Here is a 24,854-nt window from a genome sequence, read left to right on the forward strand (position 1 = left end):
ATGAGATTATGGCAAAAGATTTTCTTGTATACTCTTGCTCTTGTAATTTTGGCAATAAGTATTACCTCATCTTTATTGCTATCAAATAACCACAAACTTATCATTGAAAGAGAAGAAAAAAGCGCTTTATCAGAACATGAGTACTTAATATCCGATATTAAAGGAAATGTGATTTATAATCGCCTTAAAAAATCCATAGCTTTTTTAGGGGAAGAAGATGTACTAAAAATAATTAGCAATATATTTAATAATACAGATACTAAGAGTAGTGCTATGCTATCCATATACAAGGATGAAGTTAGAATATTTGAAAACAATTCACTACCCATCGAAATTGAAGAAGATGTTTTTGAAGCTATGAATAAATCAAAAAATCATTATTTAGAGATTGTAGATTACAAGGAAGCTTCTTATATGCTCATTGCCTCACAGGATAACATAGAAGGAAAAGTATATGAAATTATAACAACATATGACGTTACGCCTGTATATGCTCTTTATGAAGAACAAATAAACTTTATAAAATTAGTTAGTAATCTATGTGGAGTAATTATAGCGGGAGTATTAATTATAATTGTAAGGTTCTTACTTTCACCTTTAGAAAAGGTCAATGAGGGAACTAGGTTCATAGCAGAAGGTAATTACAATAAAAGGATAGAAATCAAAGGAAATGATGAAATTACAGAGCTTTCAAGGAATATGAATATAATGGCAGAGGCTATTGAAAAAAATGTAGAGGAGTTAGAACAAGTAGCTGAAGATAGAAGAATATTTATTGCAAATTTAGCTCATGAAATGAAAACTCCGTTAACTTCAATTTTAGGCTTTGCAGATATACTTAGGATTAAACGTGTTGTCAATGATGAAGAGAGGCAAGAATACACTGGAATAATTGTAGAGGAAGCTAAACGTTTGAAAGTTTTGTCGGGAAAGCTCATGGAGTTGATTACTGTAGGTAATACCAATTTAGATATGGAAGAAGTAAATATAAAGAGTTTATCGAATGATATAGAGTTATCCTTAACGCCTATTCTAGAAAATAGAGGGTTGAATCTTAAGTTAGAAATAGAAGATATATGGCTAACTATAGATAAAGAGCTTTTTAAATCTTTAGTATATAATCTAATAGATAATGCTATTAAGGCATCAACAATGGGACAAACCATAGCATTAATAGCTAAAAGCAAAGAAGGTCATGTATTAATTAAAGTGGTAGATGAAGGCATTGGCATACCTGAAGATGAAATAGACCATATCATAAAGCCTTTTTATATGGTAGATAAAATACGAACTAGAAAAAATGGAGGTGCTGGACTAGGGTTAGCTCTTTGTGTTGAAATAGCAAGGCTGCATAATGGGACTATTAATATTGAAAGTGAAGTTGGAAAGGGTACTTGTGTATGCATTGATATAAAGGGAGGTAGAATAGATGAGGAGTAGATTATCAAAGGGCGTAGGTAAGACTATAATCTTATTAATGATTATAGTTGTATTAGGGTATTTTGTTACACTTAAAATAAGTAGTTTTTTACCCTCTTATAAATATCAAGTCAAAGAAGTTGAAAATGTAAACTCTGTAAAACGTCTATTCTATCTTGAAGAAGAGCCAATTATATACCCTTGGAGTTATTTAGATAAAGGAGATATTTCTATAATTCCAGATGAAGACAAAGCTATGTTTTATAATAATATTTATACCCAAGACTTTCAAGGTAAAAATATAGTTGATTTTATTGACCAGATGATGAATTTATCTGCAATATTTGTAACTGAGGATGAGATTATAAACTCATTTCAATATCTAAAAAATATAGAAGGGAATAAAGATGGATATAGTAATATACTTATATTAAATAATAACTTTAGAAATTTAAATAGAACAACATATAATGTCAAATTTTCTTTTGGGAAAAATGGACAAGTTTCCTATAGGTGTAAGAGGGTAGATGATTCAAAAGATGTTGATAATAAAACCATAGAGAAATCTTATAAACTTTTAGAAGAATATGCTCGAAATGAAGATAGTAAGTTGCTTAATTACTTAAAAAACATTTATAAGACTTCACAGCAAAACTATGCCTACGAAATAATAGATGTATTAAATAATATAATGGTTATTAGATATGCGGAAGATGGATATGTGAAAGTAAGAAACTATTTACAAGGTATAAATTATGAAATATTTTCTACTGAGTCAGAATTAATGCTTATGTATACATTAGAGGATGGTACTATGCTGATTTTATATTTTGATCCAGTTAATCAAGAATTTTGTGGATTTAATATACAAAAGAACTAAGTTGAAGATATAAAAGTATTTACATATAATTTACATATTTTTGAATATTTTCTTTTGATCTATATATAATAATAGACATATGAGGAATTATCTAGAAAAGGGTGAATTATATTGAGAATTAAAGAATATCAGAATAAAGCTCATGTATTAAAAGGTATATCTATAGTTATAGGAATAATGATACTATTTACTTTATGTCTGTCAACTGCTTACGCATCGGCTGTTTTAAAATCATACGAGGCTAGAAATATTTCATTAGTTAGTAATATTGAATACAATAATAGTGAATATAGTAATGATGAATTGAAAAATGAGAAAATTGCAGAGATGACTAGTAGCAATGGAGTAGAATTAAATGATGAAAACTATAGTGAACGGTATAAGTTTATTTCTGTGCCATATATAAGTCAATCTGGAGGATATCCAACAGGGTGCGAGATTGTAAGTGCATCTATGTTACTTCAATATTATGAATATAATGTATCTGTTGATGAATTTATAGATAATTATTTAGAAAGTTCACTTTTAGAAGAAGTTAACGGCGATTTATATGGTTCTAATCCTAACGAAGTTTTTGTTGGAGATCCAAGGAGTATTTATAGTTATGGATGTTATGCTCCTGTAATTGTTAATTCTTTAAATAAAATTTTAGATAGAAAACATTTAGCAAAAAACACTACGGGAAGTGAGTTTAACGAGCTTATAGAGAATTATATAGATAGGGAAATACCTGTGTTAGTTTGGACGAGTATTAATTTACTTCCTACAAGTGATGGAACTCAGTGGTATATAAGAGAATCAGGAGATAAGTTTCAGTGGATAAATAATGAACATTGTATGGTATTAGTGGGTTATGATGAGGACAAATATTATTTTAATGATCCTTATGAAGATAATGGTGTAGTGAGTTATGATAAGGAATTAGTAGAAGAAAGATTTAAAGAGCTAGGAAAGCAATCAGTAGCTATTATAAACAATAAATTTACGAACGAATTATATAAAATAGATCTTAAATGAATTTTGAGGGGCTTTCGCAATATATTTTGCGAAAGCCTCTTAAAGGTTTATAAAGGTTAGGCGTGGCTAGAATTTCAAAGACATGCTCCCTTTCTTGTACAAGTTTAGCATTTTATAAAGTTTAGTGAATTACATTGGAACAGGTAACTTTTATTATGTGAACATATTGTAAGAATTTCTTAAGATTTATATAAACAATTGCTTAATATTTCATGGGTAATATAGAAATATAGGGTGAGAGAAGTCATGGTATAATGAATATGAGATGGAGGGGATTAAATTGAATTACAACATATTAGTAGTTGATGATGATAAGGAAATAGTAGATGCCATTGAAATATATCTCTCAAACGAAGGATTAAAAATATATAGGGCTTCTGATGGAATTGAAGCATTAGAAACTTTAGTTGATAAGGAAATACATCTTATTTTGATGGATATTATGATGCCAAGGATGGATGGGATTAGAGCAACTCTTAAGATTAGAGAAGAAGAAAATATACCTATAATACTGATCTCTGCAAAGTCGGAGGATACAGATAAAATCTTAGGCCTAAATATGGGAGCTGATGATTATATTACAAAACCTTTTAATCCTCTAGAATTAATAGCTAGGGTAAAATCACAGCTAAGAAGATATGTTACACTAGGTAATTTTAATAAAGAAGAGGAAAAGGAAGTTTTAAAAAGTGGAGGGCTAGAACTTAATCTTAGAAGTAAGGAGGCCTTTGTGGATGGTGAGAGTGTAAAGCTAACACCTATAGAATTTAAAATTCTAGAGTTATTACTCAAGAATAAAGGTAGAGTATTTTCTATGGAGGAAATATACGAAAGAGTTTGGAATGAACCTAGCTACAATGTGGATAATACTGTAGCTGTGCATATAAGAAGGATTAGAGAAAAAATTGAAATTAATCCTAAGGAGCCCAAATATTTAAAGGTGGTGTGGGGTATTGGATACAAAATCGACAAGTGCTGATGAAAAGGATAGAGCTTATGAGGAAATGGTAAAAGACTTTAAAAGAATAAAAGTTGCAAGGACTATAGCAGTTATAATAACCATAATAATGATTTCCATATCCATTATCTCTTTTAATGATATTAGAGTTAATAAGAGTGTTTTTGATAGAAAAAGTCTATATGGAGGTAGATTTCTAGGAAGTGAAATCAACACTTTTACAGAAAAAGTTCTTGAAGTAGCTGAGCTTTACAAGACTGAAGACTACATTAAAGAGGTAAATAATTTATCTCAAGAAGAAATTCAGTGGAAAAAAGAAAATATAAGCAGACAAATAACAGAAGAGTATGATACAGAAAAAAATAAGCTACGTGAGAAGTACAATGATGACTTGGATGAAGAGAAATTTAAGCAGGAACAAGAAGTTGCCTATAAAAAAATAGAAGAGAAATTTACTTACAGTGATGAGGAATTAAAAAAATTAATAGTGGAAGAAAAGTTAGTAAATTTTAATATGTATACTAAGCTTTTGAATAGTTATGATAATCTAAAGTATATTGCCTATGATAAAGCAAACAACATATGGCTTACTAACTACGAAACAGGTAAAGATGCAATTACAGAACTAAAGAAAAATAGTGGGTATTTTTCAGAGCACCACATTTCTAATGGTGTAGAAAGTAAAAATATACTTATTAATGGTGAGCAGATTAAAGATAAAGAATTAATAGGTGATTATGAATACTATAACAAAGGGAATGGAGCTCCTACCATAGAGCTAACTAAGGAGCATAAGGGTAATAGAAATAGTTATACTTATGAAAATAGATATAAAGTAAAGGGGGATTTGGATATATATATATCAGTTCCAAGCAAACTTGTAGCTGGAGATAGTGTATATAATATTTATGAAAAATTTTTAAAAGCTAACTCTATTTTAGATACGGAGATATGTATATTAATAGGTTCTTTAGTGGGAATAATAGTTATGTTATTTATACTTAAAAAGTTTAAATATAAATCACGTTATTCTAAAAAAGTAGAAGAAAAGTTAAAGGATATACCTTTAGAATTTAAGCTATTAGGATTATTTATGGGATATATAACCTATAAGGTATCTTTTGTATATAGCTGGAACAATGAGTATAGATATACAATCAATATTCATAATATGGTTCTGGTAACACTAGTTTTAGTAGCCTACTATGTGATTATTAGATCACTACTACAAAGTTATAAGGAAGGTACACTTCTAAAAGATAGTTATGGAATAAAGTTATATAGACATTTATGTATTGCAATGGAAAAAGGAACTTTAGGAAGAAAGCTAATATTAGTTATTGGATTATATGTAACTACCTGTATCATTGTATCTTTAATGTTAATGCTTGGTTTACAAGGACTGGGAATAATTATAGCTCTTGGCTTTGACATAGTTGCTACTGCAATTATTATATATAAGCTGGTAAAAGAATTTTCTTATCTTAATAGGATAATTAACGGGGCAAAACTTATATCAGAAGGAAAGATGAATGATGACATACCGGAAGAAGGTAATGGTGCTTTAAGAAACCTTGCTTATAGTATAAATAATATGAAGCAAGGTCTTATAAAATCTATAGAAAATGAGAATAAAAGTGAAAGAATGAAAACAGAGCTTATTTCTAATGTGTCTCATGATTTAAAAACACCTCTAACATCAATTATAAATTATGTAGATCTGCTTAAGAGAATGAGTATTGAACCAGAAGAAGCAATGGTCTATGTAGAAGTTTTAGATAAAAAATCTCAAAGATTAAAGATACTAATAGAAGATTTATTTGAAGCTTCAAAGGCTGCCAGTGGAGCTATGCAGTTAAACTTTGAGAAAATAGAACTGAATGCTTTAATAAGGCAGACACTAGGAGAAGCAGAAAGTAGAATTCAAGCCGCAAATTTAGATTTTAAGACTAATATACCTACAGAAAAAATATATATTAATGCTGATGGTAGGAAGATTTGGAGAGTGTTTGAAAACTTAATTTCTAATGCTATAAAATATTCACTTAAGGGCACTAGAGTTTATATAGATGTAAAGCCTGAACGTGATAAGGTATATATAACTATGAAGAATATATCAGCATATGAATTAAATTTTGATGCTCGTGAAATTGCAGAGAGATTTAAACGTGGAGAGGAATCAAGACATACAGATGGTTCAGGATTAGGTTTAGCTATTGCAAAGAGCATAGTAGAACTTCATGGTGGAGTTTTAGAAGTAGGTATAGATGGAGATTTATTTAAGGTCACTGTTGAATTAAATATATTTGAACCAGTGGAACAAATTTATGAATAGATTAGAAGAAAAAGAGAAAGATAGAATGATATGATTAGGAAAATTATGCTATAATTTAGATATATTGATAGTTTAAGGGGGAGTAAGTATGTATTTTGAAAGACCAGGAAAGCAAAATACTAAGGATACATTAGAAAGTGCTATAAATGTAGCTCGTGATAGGGGAATTAATACTATTATAGTACCTACAAGTGCAGGAAATACCATAGATGAATTACTTAGGCTAGATATAAATAATTTGAATATAGTATGTGTTACCCATGTTAATGGTTTTAGAGAATCTGGAGTTCAAGAAATTTCAGAAGAAAAACTGGAGTTATTTAAAAATAAAGGAGTTCAAGTTGTAACTACAACTCATGTTCTTAGTGGAGCAGAGCGCGGCCTTTCACGTAAGTTTGGAGGTATAAGTCCTGTAGAAATAATTGCACATTCTTTACGTATGTTAGGTCAAGGTACCAAGGTTGCAGTTGAGATTGCAGTAATGGCTTTAGATGGTGGAGCTATAGAATATATGAAACCAATCATAGCTTTAGGGGGAACTGGTGTGGGAGTAGATACTGCTCTTATTATGCGTACTGCTCATGCTTCTAATATTTTAGATTGTAAGATAGATGAATTTATTTGTAAACCAATTTTATAGAGTTATTATGATGAATTTATTTTAAACCAAATATTACATTGATTTTAAAGAGATTGTCTCAAAATAGTTTACTAATTTAAAGTTTACTTTGTTCTGAGAAGATCTCTTTTTACTAGGTATAAATTTTGTAACCTGCTTATATTTAAAGAATAATTTATTTTTATGCTTAAAATTAGCTTAAAGTGTAAAAGCTAAGGTAAAAGAAATTATGTCTTATAGTAAGGAGGATATTATGAAATTTAAAAGGATAGTTTCTATATTATTAATAGCGATAAGTGTGATAAGTTTTACTGCCTGTAATTCTAAATCTCCTAAAAATGATGAAGGACAAATATCTACTACTGTGGGAGGAAATATAGTTGTTCCAATAACTAAGGAACCAGAGATAATAAACCCTGCATTCACAAACATAGGAGAGGTGCAACTGGTATCTAATATAATTTATTCTCCTCTTTTTTCCTATGGAGGTGGAGATGTCAAAACATATTTAGCAGAGTCTGTTGATTTTAAAGATAATAAGGAAATAACTATTAAATTAAAGGATAATCTAAAATGGCATGATGGAAAATCTGTAACTGCTGATGATTTGGAATATACGATAAATCTTATCTTAGATGAGAAACAGGAATCTCCTTTAAGAGAGTTTTTAATGGTAAATGAAAAACCTATAAATGTAGAAAAAGTTGATGAGTTAACAATCAAAGTAACACTTCCTGCTGAGAGGAGAGTATTTTTATATAACTTTTCTAAGATTATTCCAATTCCAAAGCATATATATGAAGGTGAAGATATAGTTGCTAAATCAGAAAAAAACAAAGCACCTATAGGTTCTGGTCCATTTAAGTTCAAAGAATGGACTAAGGGAGATAGCATAGTTTTAGAAAAATATAATGACTATTACTCAGGAACGCCTAAGGCTGACATGATAACAATAAAGGTCTTTCCATCAGAAGAAGCTGCAGAAGAAGCTTTCAATAAGGGAGAATTAACTTTAGTTAAGGCAAGTCCAGAGTTATATGACAAAGCCTATAAAGGAGAGGAACTACAATCCTATACTTTTAGTGAAGGAAGAGTAAATTATATAGTTTTCAATCAAAGTGTAAATTACATGCAGAATACAGTTTTTAGAAAGGCATTATCCTATGCCTTAGATAGAAAAGAAATGATAGTTGCAGCATATGGTGAATCAGGAGCAAAGAAGGTAGAAGAAGCAAATTCTATCTTAATTAAAGAAGCAGAGCAATATATAGAAGAAAATGTAGAAGTGTATGAACATGATATAGAAAAAGCCAAGGCTTTAATAAAAGAGAGTGGAGTTACTGATGTAAGTAAGCTCAAGCTAGGATATAATATGGAAGCTTTTGAGCATAAATACTATGCAGAAGTTGCACAGAAACAGTTAAAAGATATAGGTATAGAGGTTGAAATAATACCTTATGAAAATAAGGAATTTTTTAATAAGGTATTTAGTAAAGGTAAAGAATGTGATTTATATATTAATGGATATTCTTTAGGATTAAATCCAGAAGAGTATAGAAAGATGTTTGAAACAGGCTCCTATTATAATCAAACAGGATATACTAACTTTAGAGTAGATGATCTTTGGAAACTAGGAGAAGAAGAGCTAGATGCAGATAAGCGAAAAGCAATTTATAGAGATATACAACTACAGGTTGCATCAGATGCACCTATCTATGTTATAGACTATCAACAAAATCTTATGGTAGCAAAAAAGAGCTTAGATGGTGTACCAGAAGCAAGACCTATAGCAAATATACTTTTTGAAGATTGGTCAAAGCTACACTTAAATGAATAATGGGGTGTTTTAAAATTACATGTTGAAATTGATTTAATATAATTACGACATTGATTAATGTAAAGAATACAAGTCAATTTCAACATGAACTTATTTATTTTTATATGGAATTTAAGAAATTTTAAGTTTATGGATAGTACTATATTGGAGTATAGTTCTATTAACGCACATAAGACCTATAACTGGTTCCTTACAATCTAATTTAGTGTAGTTAAGTAGAGCTTCTCCATAATTAATATCTCCTGAAAATTTATAGTCTGAAACTTCTACTGCATGGGCATCCACAAGATTTTGACTAAGTTTACCACAGATGTGGATTGTTACTTTAGGGCAATTGTGGATAATTCCTTTAATAATTCTTCTAAAGCTATTAATATATATATGATTAAATAACTTAGGGCCAAGTATATCTTTTGTACCTAGAGGATCTCCGAAGGATAATATATTAGCACCAGAATTATAAATTAAGGTTCCATAACTAATTATAAATTCTTCAATAGAATTAAGAGCATAAAAGAAGTCTTCTTTTTGCCAATTTATAGCTTTAAAAATAGCAGTAGTATCTAATAAATAATTTAAAATAGTAAAAGGACCTTCTAAATTATAAATAATATTTTCGCTATTTAGAGAATATAAGGCTTCAAGAATTATGTTTAAACGTTCATTATTTATATTAATGTCATTGGGCACTTGGTTTATATTATTAAAACAAGGCTCTTTTATTTTAGCTCCATTCATAGTTAATGAAACTTTAGCACCTAAAAGTTCTCCTTCTATAGTATTACAGAATGGAAGCTTTATCCAAGAATCTCTTAAAAATTCCTTAGTATTAATAGCTACTTTTATTATATTATCTTTATTGTAGTGTAGCTCTTTCTCATTATTTATATTTAATTTTTCAAGGATAGAAGGAATTAAAGTAGTATGATTATAGTTGTTACAAACAAAGGACATATTATCACCTCATACATAAAAAGTATAACTTATTCAAAGAAAAGAGCCTTAGTAAAGGTTTGATAGTATTTTTCTATATTAGAAAGCTCCACATAATCTACATTTCTTGAAATAGATTCTGCAGTTTTTCTTTCATCGATAGAAAGTAAACATATAAAAGCACCAACTCTAGAAGAATTACCAATATATTTTATCCTATCCTTTAAGTTCACAGGAATTATGCCTACTCCAGTAAGACTTTCTGGAGATAGATGCTTTCCAAATTGGCCTGCTATAATAACTTTATCTAAGTTGTCTATTGTTATATTTTTATAGTTCAAAAGAGTGAGAAACCCAGATAATATTGCCCCTTTAGCTAATTGAACTTGTCTTATATCATTTTGAGTAACATAAATTTTATTTTTATTTTCGTATAGAAAAACTTCCCGCTTTCCATCAGTTTCATAGACTAGAGGAGAATTAGTTTTTAGTCTACCATTTATTCCTAAAATATCATTTTTTAAAAGTTCGCTAATAGATTCTAAAATACCGCTACCACAAAGGCCTATAGGCTCAGTATTGCCAATAGTATTAATATATACGTTGTTATCTACAATTTTAAGAGATTCTATGGCACCAGTATCAGCTCTCATACCACAACTAATATTCATTCCTTCAAGGGCTGGGCCAGCAGCGCAAGAACAAGAAACAAGGTTTCCTTTACTACTTAAAACTATTTCTCCATTAGTACCAATATCAATGAATAAAGTATTCTCTGACTCAAGGTATAATCTGCTTGCCAATATACCAGCAACTATATCGCCTCCAATATAGGTTGAAACTGCAGGAATACAATAGATTTTACCCTTAGGATTAATTTTAATTCCAATATCACTAGCATATATGGATATATTCTCTGTTAATACGCTTATATAAGGAGACTTACCTAGGTTGTCTATAGGAATATCAAGCAAACAATGCACCATAGTAGAATTAGCAGCAACTACAATTTCATATATAGAAGATATATTTAGATTATTTTTATTACATAAAGCCTCTATATTATGATTTAATTCTTTAACAATACATAGTTGCAGATTGGATATACCATCCTTATTATCACTAGCATAATGAATTCTAGATAACACATCTAACCCAAATTCCTTTTGAGGATTTATAAAAGAACTACTATCAATTTCTTCAAAGGTTAGTAGATTTACCAGAGAGCATGCTACCGTAGTAGTTCCAATATCTATTGCCATACCATAAACGTTAGATATACTAATATCTATATCTAAAATTTCATCATTATATATAACCGCTTCCCCATGTCCAACATTTAAAATTGAAGGCAGCTTTTTTAATGTATCTAATGATACAGTTGAGGCTATACCTATAGAATGTTGAAAATAGCTATTAATACTATTAAACTTACATAGAGCTTCTTTAGTTAAATCAAAGCTTATTTTTTTTATAGCAGGATTTATATTAGAGTTAGGTATAACGCCCTCAGTAAGAATTTTAATATCACTACCAGCTTGAAAAAGTATGTCAATTTTAGTATTATCAATAATTTTACATTGGCATGCAAGTCTAACACCATCGCTTAATTCAGTACTACTTAAAAGCTTTTTCTCTTCATAAGTAATAGGTGTAACTGCACCATCTATTATTTTTATTTTACACTTTCCACATGTGCCAAGACCTCTACAGGGGCATTCAACTATTATTTCGCCATCCTTCAATAACTCTAGTACTGTTTTATTAGATTTTTTAAGTTCTATCATTAGATTTCTCCTTTGAAACTTCCATAAGAGCTTTTATATTATTAATTTTACTCTTTGTTCCTAAGCCACAGGCTGGAGCTAAAATATTTATTCCGTTATCGATACAAAAACTGCAAGCTGATTTTATACTTTCCTTTGTACCTTTATCTAAGGCTAAAGTACTAACATTGCCCATGAAAATTTTATTGTTTATACTTTCTTTAACTTCTTTTATGCTAACAATAGAATCGAAGCTTAATATATTACTTCTCAGATTATTTAATTCTTTATATATAGGCTTTAATCTGCCACATATATGAACTATGACTCCATCATTACATAGAGGATTTAATTCATCTACAATTCTATTTATATAAGGTAATGCAAACTCATTAAATAGCTTAGGACCTAGAATTTCTCCAGTACCACTTGGATCAGAAATGGCAATTATATCTGCACCAGATTTTATTTGCTCCTTACCAAAACATATAAGATTCTCTGTAATAAAATTCATAAGTTCATGAGCTTCCTTAGGATTTCTTCTTAAATCCTTATAGTAGTTAGAGGTATTTACTAAAGAAGAAGCAAGACTTACTGGACCTGTCAAATTACCTATAATTACAGTATCCATATCTATGTTTTTTAATAGATTAAGAGCATTTAGAGTGACATTTACACGTCCCCTTGAAAAATTAATTTTATTTAGTTTTTGCCAATCTACCACTGATTTTAAAGGATACTCTACTACTCTAGGTTCTGTAATTTTATTGCCTAAATGAACCTTAGCACCCATAGCTTCTGCTTCTACTGTCATGCAAAATGGAACACCTACATTATCTAAAATATTGTTTTTAGCCACTCCAGCAGCTAAGCTAGCCATGAGCTTTGCATTTTCATGAGCTTCAGGCCAATAGACATTCTCCATGTCCATAAGTTCTGTTACAATCATATTCATCATTCCACCAGGACACATACAAGGAATGCGGTCTACTTCATTTTTATTAATTATATTAAAGAATCTTTTCTTCGCAGTTATCATTTTTATATACCACCATATTTTTTAATAAGAAAATCTATTTTTTCAGGATCTATAGGCCATCCAAGTTCTCTAGTAATATCCAGCATAGCATCTATATTTTCCATAGGAGTTTCAACAGGAAGTCCGCATCCAGACATTACTGAATATCCTTTAGGACTATCATAACCATCCGTTATACATCTTAAGGTTGCAACCTTAACTTCATTAGGAGTACCACTATACATTACAGTAGAAGGGTCCACATTTCCCATGATTTTTATTTGGCTTCCTATAGTTTCTTTACACTTTGATAAACTTGCTACATTATCTATACTAAAAGCACTAAAACCAAGGTCTACTATATCTTGCCAAATAGGATCTGTTTTTCCACATATATGAATAGACGGTGTTACACCTTTGCTTTTCATAAAATTTACTAGTTCTTTCATATAAGGCTTACAATATCTTCTAAAGTGAATAGGACTAATAACTGTAGAAGATGCCATAGGTTCGGAAATACTAATTCCAACTCCTTGTTTTAAAGATTCTTTAACAAAGGAGACACAGCTTTCAAGAGAAATTTTACATAGTTTGTGAACAGCCTCGGGATTTCTTATCATAAGCTTAGTCATTTCTTGAACACCTATTAAGAAACAGGCATTAGTAAAAGGGCCAACTATGGCAGCACTACAAGGAACTTCAGTGCCTATAGTATCTTTTACAATCTTCATAGCTTCTATATGAATAGGAAGTCTTCCATCTTTTAATGGATTTACAGGAGTAAGAGAGTTTATCTCATCTACAGAATTAATTGCAGGTTCAAGTAAGTCTACAGTATTATCTTCTGGATACTTCATTTTTGCACCCATAGCTTCTGAAATAATAAATAAATCTGTAAATATTTTAGCTCCATCTCCACCAAATCGTTTATGAGTTGCTATAACTGCATCTGATAAGGCTTTACTACTGTGATTAAATTCGGAAATTTTTAATCTAGCTACCCTGGCAATGCCATTAGAAATGTTAGGGTTACATTGTATTCTATCAACATCATTTCCTTTAGAAATGGCTATTGCCCTTTCCATAGGAGTCATTTTATCTTCAAACATTAGCCACACCTCTTTGAAACAAGCTCTTTAGCTAAACGAGCGGCTTTTGAAGCTTCAACTTCATAACCATCTGCGCCTATCTTATCTGCGAAACTTTGAGATATTGGGCCGCCGCCTATCATCACAACTACATCGTCTCTAAGTCCAGACTCATTTAGCATATCTATAACTACTTTCATATTGTCCATAGTTGTAGTCATTAGAGTTGACATTCCAACTAAAGTAGCTTTCGTTTCCCTTATTTTATTTATAAATTCTGTAGGAGATACATCACGGCCTAGGTCATAAACCTCAAAACCACAGGTTTCAAGCATTATTTTAAATAGATTCTTGCCTATGTCATGGGTATCGCCCTCCACTACACCCACAACAGCTTTATGTTTTTTTTCGTTAGAAGAAAATTTAAGATGAGGTTTAAGTTTATCCATACCTGCATACATAGCATCAGAACACATAAGAAGTTCTGGAATATAGTATTCTTCCTCCTCATATAATACACCAGCTTTATCCATTCCAATAGCTAAGCCAGAAGCTATGGCATCATAGGCATTATAGCCTGAATCTAGATATTCGTCAGCCTTACTCTTTACTAAATTTTCATCCATGTCAAGAACACCATTAGCCAGAGCATCTAAAAGTAAATTTTTCTTCTCGTCCATTCTTTCACACACACCTTTTTATTTTATTATACTTGTATGTAAATCCATTAAATAAATTTATATACAAGTATATGATAGTATTATTTTATAGGATAATTTAGTATTATTTGAAATAACTATTAAAATAGTTTATTTATTGGATATCATAATTTAAAATAAACTTTAGGAATGTGGATCATAAAGTTATCAAAATAAATTATCAAAAAACATTGACAATAATTCTAAAATGGAATAATATATAGAAAATATATATTTATAATTCTTTGAAGGGAAGAGTAAGTATTACTAAGTATGTAAAGCGAGTAGAGGGCGGTGGAAGCTCTATGAGAACAGTAATATTGAAAGACATCCTGGAGATATTTATCTGAAATATTAAGTAGGATAAATCGGATTCCTCCGTTAAAGGGATTAGAGATGATAAAGTAATTAATACTTAATCAAATTAGGATGGTACCGTGAATACAGCTTTCGCTCCTATAGGAGTGAAAGCTTTTTTTATTTAATGAAATAGGAGCTCATTTCATTAAGGTAAATTTTCTTATAGAACCGGTATAATAAGAAAATTAATCTATTCTAATTATGTAGTACATTCTATATAAGAAAATTTTTATAGGAATATATTTAGGTATTTAATTATTATATCAACAAGGGTGGCACCGCATATTTTGCCCCTTGAGCCTTTGGCTTAAGGGCTTTTTTTATTGAAATTTAGGAGGCATAAAAATGAAAAGAGTATTAATAAATAAATTAGTTAATCATATGAATGAAAAAGTAAAAATATCAGGATGGATATATAGAGTAAGAAAGCTAAAATCTATTACATTCATTGTACTAAGGGATAGAACTGGTTTTGTACAATGTGTTGCTGATAACTCTATTATTGAAGAAACAAGTTTAAAGATAGAATCTGTAGTTTCTATTAAAGGTACTGTTAAAGAAGGAAAAAACACATTGAATAATTTTGAGATACAAATTGAAAGTATAGAGGTGATTAATTCCACAATAGGAGAGCTACCTATAGAGGTAAATAATAAAGAACTAAATGCTAACTTAGATACCATGCTAAATAATAGAGTATTAAGCTTACGTCATGAAAAAATAAATGCGATTTTTAAGATTCAAAATATATTAGTCCAAGGATTTAGAGAGTTTTTGACTGAAGAAGAATTTACAGAAATTTTTACACCTAAACTTGTATCAGAAGGAGCAGAAGGAGGAACAGAGTTATTTAAAGTGAAATATTTTGAAAGAGAAGCTTATCTAGCTCAAAGTCCTCAATTTTATAAACAAATGATGGTAGGTGCAGGATTTGAAAGAGTTTTTGAAGTAGCCCATGTATATAGAGCAGAAGAGCATAATACCAATAGGCACTTAAATGAATATATAAGTATGGACTTAGAGATGGGATTTATTGAAGACGAAACAGAAGTCATGGAAATTGAAGAAAGATTATTAAAGTTTATCTTGGATAAAGTTAAAGTAGAAGGAGCTAAGTATTTGGATATTCTAGAGGCTAAAATGCCAGAAATTCAAAGTGAAATACCTAGAATGAAACTTAAGGATGCCTTAGATATATTAGAAAAGGAGTATAATAAGAAGAATTTAGATGGAGACCTTGACCCTGAAGGAGAAAAACTCATTTGTAAATATGCTAAGGAAAAATTAAACTCAGATTTTATATTCTTAACTAATTACCCGAGAAGAAAAAGACCTATGTATACCATGCCTTGTGGAGAACTAGAAACTCATAGCTTTGACTTATTGTTTAGAGGTGTAGAAATAACTACTGGAGGGCAAAGAATTCATAACTATGATGAGTTAATAAAGAATATGGAGTATAAAGGATTGAATCCAGAGAATTATAGTAGCTACACCTGTATATTTAAACAAGGTATGCCAAAACACGGAGGTCTTGCCATAGGACTAGAAAGACTAACAGCTCAGCTCTTAGGACTAGAAAACGTAAGAGAAGCTTCACTTATTCCAAGAGACAGAACACGTCTAACACCATAAGTGAGACCCCAAATCTATGATTTGGCTGGTCAAACTTACTCCTTGGAGCGTATGTGACAAGGAGTTTCCTTCCGAGCAAAGCGAGAAAAAATCTATGATTTGGTTAGTGGAACTTACTCATTCGAACGCATGTGAGAAGGAGTGTCCTTCCGAGCAAAGCGAGAAAAAAATCTACGATTTAGTCATGGGAACTTACTCATTTAAACGAAGTGAAGGAGAGTTTCATTTAAACGAAAGTATGTGACAAGGAGTGTCCTTCCGAGCAAGGTGAGAAATGAAAACTTTATATTTTAGGTAAATACAAAGAGTATGAAGGATAATGTACAGAAAATTAATAGATAAGCTTCTACTATTTTAATTTTCGATAGAAGAAGTTTATCTATTATTAAATCAAATTTAAAAAAACTAAGAAGTTATTTACATGATATATAAAAGGTGTTAAGCTACAGATGGAAAAATGTAAAATTATTAATGTTAAGGAGGGAAAAATATGAAAAAGTCTATAAAAGTAATGTTAACAGCAGTAGCCTTAACACTATCAATGGCAGCATTAACAGCTTGTGGGACTAAAGACGAAGCTAAGAATAATGAAGGATCAAGTACAGAAGTTAAATCTATAACTACTGAAGAGTTAACAAAAAGTATTAAAGATGATAAGTGGATAGTTGTTGATACAAGAGCAAATGATGCATATAATGGTTGGAAATTAGAAGGTGTTGAAAGAGGCGGTCATATTGAGGGGGCTGTAGATTTTTCAGCAGATTGGCTAAATGCGGATACAGAAAAGAAAGAAGAAAGTTTAGCTAAAGATTTAGAAGCAAGAGGAATATCAGCTGATAAAAATGTTATTCTTTATGATGCAAATGGAGAAGATGCAAAAGAAGTAGCTGATTATTTATCAAAAAAGGGATTTAAAAATTTATATACATATGATGTTAAGGAATGGGCTAAGGATGAAAATAATGCTATGGTAGCTTATCCTAATTATGAAATGTTAGTTCCAGCATCATGGGTTAAAGATTTAGTAGATGGAAAAAAACCAGAAACTTATGAAGGAAAAGAATTTAAAGTATTTGAAGTTTCATGGGGAGAAGAAAAAGATTCTCCAGATTATTTAAAAGGGCATATTCAAGGAGCTATACATATTAATACAGATGAATTAGAAGAAGGACCGCTATGGAATCGTCTTTCAGATGATAAACTTATAGAATTTGCTAAAGTAAATGGTGTAACTACAGATACAACTGTTGTACTATATGGTGGAGACACTTGTGCAGCTTCAAGAGTAGCAGTTATATTTAAGTATTTAGGAGTAAAAGATGTTAGATTATTAAATGGTGGAACTAGCAAATGGGTAGATGCTGGCTACGAAGTAGAAGCTAAATCTAATCCTAAAGTTGCTGTAGAATCCTTTGGTGCAGATGCTCCATTAAATAGGGATTATATTGTTGATTACGATAAAGCACTTACAGCAGTAGATAAGCCAGAAGAAAATACATTAGTAGATATTAGAAGCTGGGAAGAGTATATAGGAAAAACTTCAGGATATAGCTATATTAAAGCAACAGGACGTCCAGTATGTTCTCTATGGGGACATGGTGGTAGTGATAGCACTAGCATGGAAGACTTCAGAAATGAAGATAATACCATGGTTAGTGGGGATCAAATTCTTAAGATGTGGAAAGAATATGGTATAACACCAGATAAAAACTTAATGTTCTTCTGCGGAACAGGTTGGAGAGCTGCCGAAGTTCTATGGTATGCTGATGTAATGGGACTTGAAAATATATCTCTTTATGATGGCGGATGGAATGAATGGAGTGGAAACACTGGAAATGAAGCTGGTCCAGTAACAACTGGAGAACCACAAAAATAGATAAAAAGTTAGGTAATTGATATGATTATAAAAAATGTTTTAAAGTGGCTAGGTACTATTGTTCAAATTTTATTAGTTATATTTACTGTAGTAATATATAACTTGTCTGATAAGAAAATGGGATTAGTTAGACACTTTACTTATCAAAATTATAAATGGGATAATATTAATTTAAGATTTTATACAATTTGCATATTAGGCTTACTAGTAATTGCATTTATAATCTCAGCCTATATTAAGTATAAAAAGTTGGCTTATTTTAGAGAAACTGTTTCTTTTAAAATAAATATAATATTTATAGTATTAAGTCTTATAGCCACAGTTTTTACTATAAGCCTCAATACAGATAAATTACTAACATATTATGTTTTCGTGCTAGCATTTATATTTATTTTAATAATAGAATTTTTAAAGATTAACTTTCTTCAAATGAAGAAGTAGATAAATATATTTAACATATGAAAAACTCCTTCTTGTAATAATTTGTTATCTTAATTATTACAAGAAGGAGTATGTTTTATTTAGCTTACAAAGATTTTTTTATAAAAGCTTTAATCAAAATGATGTTGTTATTGACTAATGGCTAATACTAGCGGATGGATATAATGTAGTTCCGCCAATTGAAACGTTTATTTCATTTGTTAATGGAACATTATATTCGTCAATAATTGTTCTCCACCATTCCCATGCAAGACCTGTACACTCTCTTGCATAAATTCTTATATTTTTTGAATTAGCTGGAAGTGAAATTACTGTAGAGTAATGAGCTGTTTTGTCCTCCCAACTTCCATCCCATGTTTTATGGGTTAGTACTTCATTTCCATTCTCATCATAGGAAAATTCATCCCATGATATATCAAACTGGGCAACATACGCACCATAGTGATCAAGATTTATTTTAGCTTTAGAATATTCTGTTGATGTAGTCTCAATATAATCAGTTCTGTTATTAACAGAAGCAATTGAATTATCTTTTAAGAAAACACTTGTATATGAAATTGGATATCCTGGATTTTTAAGACTAAATTCCGCATTATCTTTGATTACATTTCGTATTTCATCAAAATCCTTTGTGACAACCTTGTTATGCTCTTTTGCATCTCCGCCTAATACTACAGCAGTAAATGAACTTTCTTCAAAAATATCTTTGTATTGTCCACTAGCTTGTACACTATTATCCTTAAGTAACGCTTTAAAAGCAGATTGTACATCTTTACTCTTAGAGGTTGTTTCTAATTTTACATAAATTGTTCTACCATAGGCTACATTTGATACCATAACAGGTGGTGCTGCATCACTTACTCCTTTACGAGTTAGCTCTTTAAAAGTAACGCTATCATCAAAAATATCTGATGGATTGTTAGGTAGTTCTGCATTTACAGTATAAAATATTTGTTTGTATGCAGCAACCATAACTTTTTTCTCTCCGTTTGATATAGCATTAAAGTCAATTCCAAGTGAATTATCTATAACTTTAGCGCTAACATTAAGAGAACTTGCTAGTTGAGATTTACTATAAACCATAGATTCTGCATACTGTGTTCTTGCAGGTAAAGTATGTGTTGTTGAATACTTTTCACTCCAAGTAGATACTAACTCATCTACTGCTCCTGACACATTACCATATGTTGGATTTTCAACAGTTTTTGTATTTTCTTTTTTCATACCTGGTAAATCTATACTAATATTTAAAGGTTTTCTTTTGCACATTAATATATTAGGTTGATTTTCCACAAAAGCATCGTTTGCAAGTTGTAATGCTCCTGGATATGTGCGATCGCTCATGGAATCAATAATTGAAATATCAACTGGTGAAGTTGTAAGTGATTTTTTATTACGCTCAACAACTATAAATTTTCCATTTGAATTTAAACCTTCTCTTGGAACGAAACTTTCTACGCTATCACCATTTACTGCTAAGACTTGATTTCTATCATAGTTTAAATTTGCTATGCCATTATCAATATCAATACTGTTGCTTTTTTCACTAGCTGGACTAGTTTTAGGTGTTTCGGCAAAGCCAATAAGTGGATATTGGATAACAAATAAGCTAACCAATAAACATGCTATGAATTTTGTTGCTTTGAGATGTTTTTTAATCTTCAAAGTAATCCCCCCTTTTGTTGTATGTAAATTATACCATAATCCTTATATAGAAATCAAATACATTGAATGAATATTTACCCAAATAAAAATTTATATCTATGTAATTTATATCCGTGTTTTAATTTTAATGTAAATAATAGTGAATTTAGTTTAAATATTTAAATATTTAGCAAAGAAAGAAGGAGAAATATATAGGGAATAATAAATTCTTAAAAGTATAAACTAAAAAGAGTTTAGTTATTATAGAAGTTTATATTTGAAAAGTAATAGGAGCTATGATTTTTATCTCATGTAAAAAAGATATATAAAAAATAAAAGAAGAAAAGGAGATATAATGAAAGAAAGAGAAGCAATAATAGAAACAGGCTTGAATTTGGAAAATAGTTATGCTGATCTTCCAAAAATATTTTTTAATACACAAAGTCCAAGTCATGTACCTTCACCTAAATTGGTTGTGCTGAATTATCCGTTAATAACATCTTTAGGATTAAATGCCCAGGCACTACAAAGTACTGATGGAGTAGATATACTTGCAGGAAACAAGATTCCAGAAGGTGCTGTACCTATTGCTCAAGCATACGCAGGACATCAATTTGGTCATTTTACAGTGTTAGGTGATGGGAGAGCTGTACTTATAGGTGAACACATTACTCCACTAGGTGAGAGATTCGATATCCAGCTTAAGGGTTCAGGTAGAACTCCATATTCACGAGGAGGCGATGGAAAAGCAGCACTAGGTCCAATGCTAAGAGAATACATTATAAGTGAAGCAATGAACGCACTTGGCATTGCTACCACACGTAGTCTGGCTGTGGTTACAACAGGTGAGTCAATAATAAGGGAAACAGAGCTGCCTGGTGCAATACTGACTCGTATAGCTGCTAGCCATATACGTGTTGGTACATTTCAATACGTTTCAAAGTGGGGTACAGTTGAAGAACTTAGGGCTTTAGCTGATTATACTTTGCAAAGACATTTTCAAGAAACAGATAATAAAGAAAATGGCTATCTTTTTTTGCTTCGGGAAGTGATCAAGAAGCAGGCTGAACTTATTGCAAAATGGCAACTGGTTGGTTTTATTCATGGGGTAATGAATACTGATAATATGGCAATTAGTGGAGAAACAATTGATTATGGTCCTTGCGCTTTCATGGATGCCTATGACCCTTCCACTGTATTTAGTTCCATTGATATTCATGGTAGATATGCTTATGGTAATCAACCTAATATTGCTGCATGGAATCTTGCAAGATTTGCTGAGACTCTGTTACCATTGCTGCATATTAATCAGAATGAGGCTCTCAAGCTGGCACAGAATGAGATTTCAAACTTTTCTAATTTGTATAAGTACAATTGGCTTTCTGGAATGAGGACAAAACTTGGTATATTTAATGAAGAGTTAGAGGATGAATATCTAATTGAAGATCTTCTAAATATGATGCAGAAGTATGGTGCAGATTATACAAACACTTTCCGTGCATTAACTAGTGACAAGATAGAGGACATTGTACTATTTGGTAAAGAGGAATTTGATAAGTGGTATAAATTATGGCAGGAGAGACTAACAAGACAAGAGGAATCAGAAGTTTCATCAAAGCAGCTTATGCAAAGGAGTAATCCAGCAGTAATTCCACGTAACCATAGAGTAGAAGAAGCACTAGAAGCTGCAGTAAAGCAAGGAGATTATAATGTAATGGAGCGACTTTTAGATGCTCTTTCAAGACCATATGATTACTCTAAAGAACAGGATTATTATTCTACATTGCCTGAACCATCAGCTTGTCCGTACCGAACTTATTGCGGAACCTAATGCAAAAGGGCCTTCGTAAAATAAACTAATCTAAATAAATTTATCTAATATTGTTTTAAGTTATTTACAATTTATTATAAGAATGCTAATATAAGTTTTAAATATAACTAAGTACACAAGGTACTTTTAAATTAAATATAAAGTAAGCTAAGAAAGGGAAGAGTATTATAGAATACAGTTTTCAGAGAGGGAATGTCATCGGCTGTGAGCATTCCTAAATATGGCTATAAGAAAACTACCCTAGAGCTATGGTTTATTAGCTATAAATTAGTGAAATGCCATCGGTGAATGTCGTTAAAGTTTTAAAGAAGAATTGAATTAATTTAATTCAATTTGGGTGGAATCACGGATATTATACATTCGTCCCAAGCTTGGGATGGGTGTTTTTTTATATCAAAAAATAAAGAAATCTTTAAAGAAGGAGGTAATAATTTATGAAAACAGTAAAGCTTAATGATGGGTCAATAAGAGAAATTCAAGACAATTTTAGTGTTCAGGACCTAGCAAAATCCATTAGTAAAAACTTGGCTAAATCAGTGATAGTGGGGGAAATAAATGGAACCTTAGTTGATTTAAGTTATAAGCTAAAGGATCATGATGAGGTAAATATTTTAACCTATGATGATGAAAGAGCAGCTGAAGTTATTAGACATTCTACTTCACATATTATGGCTCAAGCAGTTAAAAGAATCTATAAAGATACTAAGCTTGCCATAGGACCATCTATAGAAAATGGATTTTATTATGATTTTGATATGGAAAATTCATTGAGTGATGAAGATTTAGAAAACATATCAGTAGAAATGAACAAAATAATAAGTGAAGATTTAAAGTTTGAAAGAATTGATGTCTCAAGAGAAGAAGCAATAAAGCTTATGGAGGAAATAGAAGAGACCTACAAAGTGGAACTAATAAATAATTTACCTGAAGGAGAAAAGATTTCTTTATATAAACAAGGTAATCATATTGATCTTTGTAGGGGACCTCATGTACCTTCTACAAAATATATAAAAGCATTTAAGTTAATAAGGGTAGCTGGAGCATACTGGAGAGGTAATGAGAAAAACAAGATGCTACAAAGAGTATATGGTGTAGCCTTTGCTAATAAAAGCTTATTAGAAGCTTATTTGCATAATTTAGAGGAAGCTAAAAAGAGAGATCATAGAAAGCTAGGTAAGGAATTGAAATTATTTACTTTTGCTGAAGAGGGACCAGGATTTCCATTTTTCTTACCTAAAGGAGTTATTCTTAAAAATATTTTAATTGATTTTTGGAGAGAACTACATCTAGCAGCAGGATATTCTGAAATTGAAACTCCAATAATGCTTAATAAAAGATTATGGGAAACTTCAGGTCACTGGTATCATTACAGAGAAAATATGTACATTTCTAATATTGATGAAGAGGAATTTGCATTGAAGCCAATGAATTGTCCAGGAGGAATGTTAGTATATAAATCAGAAGCTCATTCATATAGAGATTTTCCAATGAGAGTAGGTGAACTTGGAAGAGTGCATAGACATGAACTTTCAGGAGTGCTACATGGGTTGATGAGAGTTAGGGCATTTACTCAGGATGATGCCCATATATTTATGTTGCCAAGTCAAATTAAATCAGAAATAAAGGGAGTAATAGAACTTATAGATAAGGTTTATTCAAGATTTGGATTTAAATATAATCTTGAACTTTCTACAAGGCCAGATGATTCTATGGGAAGTGATGAGGAATGGGCTGTTGCAGAAAACTCCTTAAAGGGTGCATTAGATGAGTTAAATTTAGATTATAAAATAAATGAAGGTAACGGGGCCTTTTATGGGCCTAAAATAGACTTTCACCTTGAAGACAGCATAGGTAGAAGTTGGCAATGTGGAACAATTCAATTAGACCTTCAATTGCCTCAAAGATTTGAATTAGACTATATTGGAAATGATGGGGAGAAACATAGACCAATAGTTATTCATAGAGTAATATTTGGAAGCATAGAAAGATTCATTGGAATACTAATTGAGCATTTCGCTGGTAAATTTCCAACATGGCTTTCTCCAGTACAAGTAAAAATATTGCCTATATCTAATAAGTTTAAGGATTATTCTGAGAAAGTTAAAAGGCGATTAAGTACAAATGGAATAAGAGTTGAACTTGATTATAGAGATGAAAAGATAGGATATAAAATTAGAGAGGCTAGAAATGAAAGAGTTCCATATATTATTGTTATTGGAGAAAAAGAAGAGAAGGATAATAAAATTTCATTGCGTAGTCGAAGAAGCGGAGATGAAGGAATATTAGATTTAGATAGCCTTATAGAGAGAATTAGCGTAGAGGTTAAAAACAAAGAATTATAGAAGTATACATTAATATTTGATGAGTTAATTCTTATATGGATGTTTTAGAGGATAAGTTATTAATTATGTAGAAAAGAATAGTTCATGAAGTGAAAATAAGGTCTTAAGTGTAAAACTTAAGACCTTATTTTTATATATTTAATATCTATTTACATTT

At 30.6% G+C, this 24,854-nt stretch carries 19 protein-coding genes and 2 other annotated features; of the genes, 13 read left to right on the plus strand and 6 right to left on the minus strand.

Features of this window, described 5'->3' with window-relative positions:
* The 7 genes from B3W71_RS18845 to B3W71_RS18875 all read left to right on the plus strand — a co-directional run bounded on the left by B3W71_RS18845 (nt 1) and on the right by B3W71_RS18875 (nt 9,065).
* On the plus strand, nt 1-1,440 hold the full coding sequence (locus B3W71_RS18845) for a HAMP domain-containing sensor histidine kinase (protein WP_346890478.1): 1,440 nt from the start codon (nt 1-3) through the stop codon (nt 1,438-1,440).
* Entirely contained in the window at nt 1,430-2,299 is an 870-nt protein-coding gene (locus B3W71_RS18850) for a hypothetical protein (RefSeq protein WP_346890479.1), read from the plus strand. The genes B3W71_RS18845 and B3W71_RS18850 overlap by 11 nt, the downstream gene beginning before the upstream one ends.
* Before the next feature lie 111 nt (nt 2,300-2,410).
* Nucleotides 2,411-3,316 carry a C39 family peptidase gene (locus B3W71_RS18855; protein WP_346890480.1) on the plus strand — a complete coding sequence of 302 codons (906 nt, stop codon included), beginning with the start codon at nt 2,411-2,413 and terminating at the stop codon, nt 3,314-3,316.
* A 280-nt stretch (nt 3,317-3,596) separates the two neighbouring features.
* On the plus strand, nt 3,597-4,295 hold the full coding sequence (locus B3W71_RS18860) for a response regulator transcription factor (RefSeq protein ID WP_346890481.1): 699 nt from the start codon (nt 3,597-3,599) through the stop codon (nt 4,293-4,295).
* On the plus strand, nt 4,270-6,609 hold the full coding sequence (locus B3W71_RS18865; RefSeq protein WP_346890482.1) for a HAMP domain-containing sensor histidine kinase: 2,340 nt from the start codon (nt 4,270-4,272) through the stop codon (nt 6,607-6,609). The genes B3W71_RS18860 and B3W71_RS18865 overlap by 26 nt, the downstream gene beginning before the upstream one ends.
* Before the next feature lie 88 nt (nt 6,610-6,697).
* The gene (locus B3W71_RS18870; RefSeq protein ID WP_346890483.1) at nt 6,698-7,249 is read left to right on the plus strand and encodes a pyruvate kinase alpha/beta domain-containing protein; all 552 of its coding nucleotides are present in this window, start codon (nt 6,698-6,700) and stop codon (nt 7,247-7,249) included.
* A gap of 232 nt (nt 7,250-7,481) precedes the next feature.
* A complete protein-coding gene (locus B3W71_RS18875) occupies nt 7,482-9,065 on the plus strand; it encodes an ABC transporter substrate-binding protein (protein ID WP_346890484.1) in 1,584 nt (527 codons plus the stop codon).
* A 111-nt stretch (nt 9,066-9,176) separates the two neighbouring features.
* Here the strand turns inward: B3W71_RS18875 and B3W71_RS18880 are convergent, their stop codons facing one another.
* From B3W71_RS18880 to B3W71_RS18900, 5 genes are read right to left on the minus strand one after another with little or no spacing between them, the layout of a single operon-like run.
* Nucleotides 9,177-10,019, minus strand: a complete 843-nt coding sequence (locus tag B3W71_RS18880; RefSeq protein ID WP_346890485.1) for a uroporphyrinogen decarboxylase family protein — start codon at nt 10,017-10,019, stop codon at nt 9,177-9,179.
* 29 nt (nt 10,020-10,048) lie between these two features.
* The gene (locus B3W71_RS18885) at nt 10,049-11,785 is read right to left on the minus strand and encodes an ASKHA domain-containing protein (RefSeq protein WP_346890486.1); all 1,737 of its coding nucleotides are present in this window, start codon (nt 11,783-11,785) and stop codon (nt 10,049-10,051) included.
* Entirely contained in the window at nt 11,772-12,803 is a 1,032-nt protein-coding gene (locus B3W71_RS18890; protein WP_346890487.1) for a uroporphyrinogen decarboxylase family protein, read from the minus strand. The genes B3W71_RS18885 and B3W71_RS18890 overlap by 14 nt, the downstream gene beginning before the upstream one ends.
* A 2-nt stretch (nt 12,804-12,805) precedes the next feature.
* On the minus strand, nt 12,806-13,891 hold the full coding sequence (locus B3W71_RS18895) for a uroporphyrinogen decarboxylase family protein (protein WP_346890488.1): 1,086 nt from the start codon (nt 13,889-13,891) through the stop codon (nt 12,806-12,808).
* Nucleotides 13,891-14,550, minus strand: coding sequence for a corrinoid protein (locus tag B3W71_RS18900; RefSeq protein ID WP_346890489.1), 660 nt, complete (start codon nt 14,548-14,550; stop codon nt 13,891-13,893). The genes B3W71_RS18895 and B3W71_RS18900 overlap by 1 nt, the downstream gene beginning before the upstream one ends.
* 254 nt (nt 14,551-14,804) lie before the next feature.
* Nucleotides 14,805-15,029: a binding site (T-box leader), on the plus strand.
* 244 nt (nt 15,030-15,273) lie between these two features.
* Between B3W71_RS18900 and aspS the strand changes: the two genes are divergently transcribed.
* From aspS to B3W71_RS18920, 4 genes are all read left to right on the plus strand, one after another.
* A complete protein-coding gene (gene aspS / locus B3W71_RS18905; protein WP_346890490.1) occupies nt 15,274-16,563 on the plus strand; it encodes an aspartate--tRNA(Asn) ligase in 1,290 nt (429 codons plus the stop codon).
* Between the two features lie 16 nt (nt 16,564-16,579).
* Nucleotides 16,580-16,807 carry a hypothetical protein gene (locus tag B3W71_RS18910; protein ID WP_346890491.1) on the plus strand — a complete coding sequence of 76 codons (228 nt, stop codon included), beginning with the start codon at nt 16,580-16,582 and terminating at the stop codon, nt 16,805-16,807.
* 246 nt (nt 16,808-17,053) lie between these two features.
* Nucleotides 17,054-18,439, plus strand: coding sequence for a rhodanese-like domain-containing protein (locus tag B3W71_RS18915; RefSeq protein WP_346890492.1), 1,386 nt, complete (start codon nt 17,054-17,056; stop codon nt 18,437-18,439).
* A gap of 21 nt (nt 18,440-18,460) precedes the next feature.
* Nucleotides 18,461-18,880, plus strand: a complete 420-nt coding sequence (locus B3W71_RS18920; RefSeq protein ID WP_346890493.1) for a hypothetical protein — start codon at nt 18,461-18,463, stop codon at nt 18,878-18,880.
* 135 nt (nt 18,881-19,015) lie between these two features.
* Here B3W71_RS18920 and B3W71_RS18925 read toward each other — a convergent pair whose 3' ends face one another.
* Nucleotides 19,016-20,464, minus strand: coding sequence for a thiol-activated cytolysin family protein (locus B3W71_RS18925; protein ID WP_414632050.1), 1,449 nt, complete (start codon nt 20,462-20,464; stop codon nt 19,016-19,018).
* Nucleotides 20,465-20,879: 415 nt separating this feature from the next.
* On the opposite strand from B3W71_RS18925, the gene B3W71_RS18930 reads away from it, so the two are divergent.
* Entirely contained in the window at nt 20,880-22,355 is a 1,476-nt protein-coding gene (locus tag B3W71_RS18930; protein ID WP_346890495.1) for a protein adenylyltransferase SelO, read from the plus strand.
* 140 nt (nt 22,356-22,495) lie between these two features.
* Nucleotides 22,496-22,726: a binding site (T-box leader), on the plus strand.
* Between the two features lie 63 nt (nt 22,727-22,789).
* Complete coding sequence (thrS, locus tag B3W71_RS18935) at nt 22,790-24,697, plus strand: threonine--tRNA ligase (protein WP_346890496.1); 1,908 nt, start codon at nt 22,790-22,792, stop codon at nt 24,695-24,697.
* The last annotated feature ends 157 nt before the right edge of the window (nt 24,698-24,854 follow it).

It is taken from the genome of Clostridium sp. UBA1056 (genome assembly GCA_002316385.1).
Taxonomy (GTDB): domain Bacteria; phylum Bacillota; class Clostridia; order Clostridiales; family Clostridiaceae; genus Clostridium_J.

Bases quoted from the DNA above. Each gene is read 5' to 3' on its own strand.
- B3W71_RS18870 (WP_346890483.1), top strand. From the start codon at position 6,698: ATGTATTTTGAAAGACCAGGAAAGCAAAATACTAAGGATACATTAGAA.
- B3W71_RS18930 (WP_346890495.1), top strand. From the start codon at position 20,880: ATGAAAGAAAGAGAAGCAATAATAGAAACAGGCTTGAATTTGGAAAAT.
- B3W71_RS18880 (WP_346890485.1), bottom strand. From the start codon at position 10,019: ATGTCCTTTGTTTGTAACAACTATAATCATACTACTTTAATTCCTTCT.
- thrS (WP_346890496.1), top strand. From the start codon at position 22,790: ATGAAAACAGTAAAGCTTAATGATGGGTCAATAAGAGAAATTCAAGAC.
- B3W71_RS18875 (WP_346890484.1), top strand. From the start codon at position 7,482: ATGAAATTTAAAAGGATAGTTTCTATATTATTAATAGCGATAAGTGTG.
- B3W71_RS18910 (WP_346890491.1), top strand. From the start codon at position 16,580: ATGATTTGGCTGGTCAAACTTACTCCTTGGAGCGTATGTGACAAGGAG.
- B3W71_RS18850 (WP_346890479.1), top strand. From the start codon at position 1,430: ATGAGGAGTAGATTATCAAAGGGCGTAGGTAAGACTATAATCTTATTA.
- B3W71_RS18900 (WP_346890489.1), bottom strand. From the start codon at position 14,550: ATGGACGAGAAGAAAAATTTACTTTTAGATGCTCTGGCTAATGGTGTT.
- B3W71_RS18890 (WP_346890487.1), bottom strand. From the start codon at position 12,803: ATGATAACTGCGAAGAAAAGATTCTTTAATATAATTAATAAAAATGAA.
- B3W71_RS18920 (WP_346890493.1), top strand. From the start codon at position 18,461: ATGATTATAAAAAATGTTTTAAAGTGGCTAGGTACTATTGTTCAAATT.
- B3W71_RS18885 (WP_346890486.1), bottom strand. From the start codon at position 11,785: ATGATAGAACTTAAAAAATCTAATAAAACAGTACTAGAGTTATTGAAG.
- B3W71_RS18845 (WP_346890478.1), top strand. From the start codon at position 1: ATGAGATTATGGCAAAAGATTTTCTTGTATACTCTTGCTCTTGTAATT.
- aspS (WP_346890490.1), top strand. From the start codon at position 15,274: ATGAAAAGAGTATTAATAAATAAATTAGTTAATCATATGAATGAAAAA.
- B3W71_RS18895 (WP_346890488.1), bottom strand. From the start codon at position 13,891: ATGTTTGAAGATAAAATGACTCCTATGGAAAGGGCAATAGCCATTTCT.
- B3W71_RS18915 (WP_346890492.1), top strand. From the start codon at position 17,054: ATGAAAAAGTCTATAAAAGTAATGTTAACAGCAGTAGCCTTAACACTA.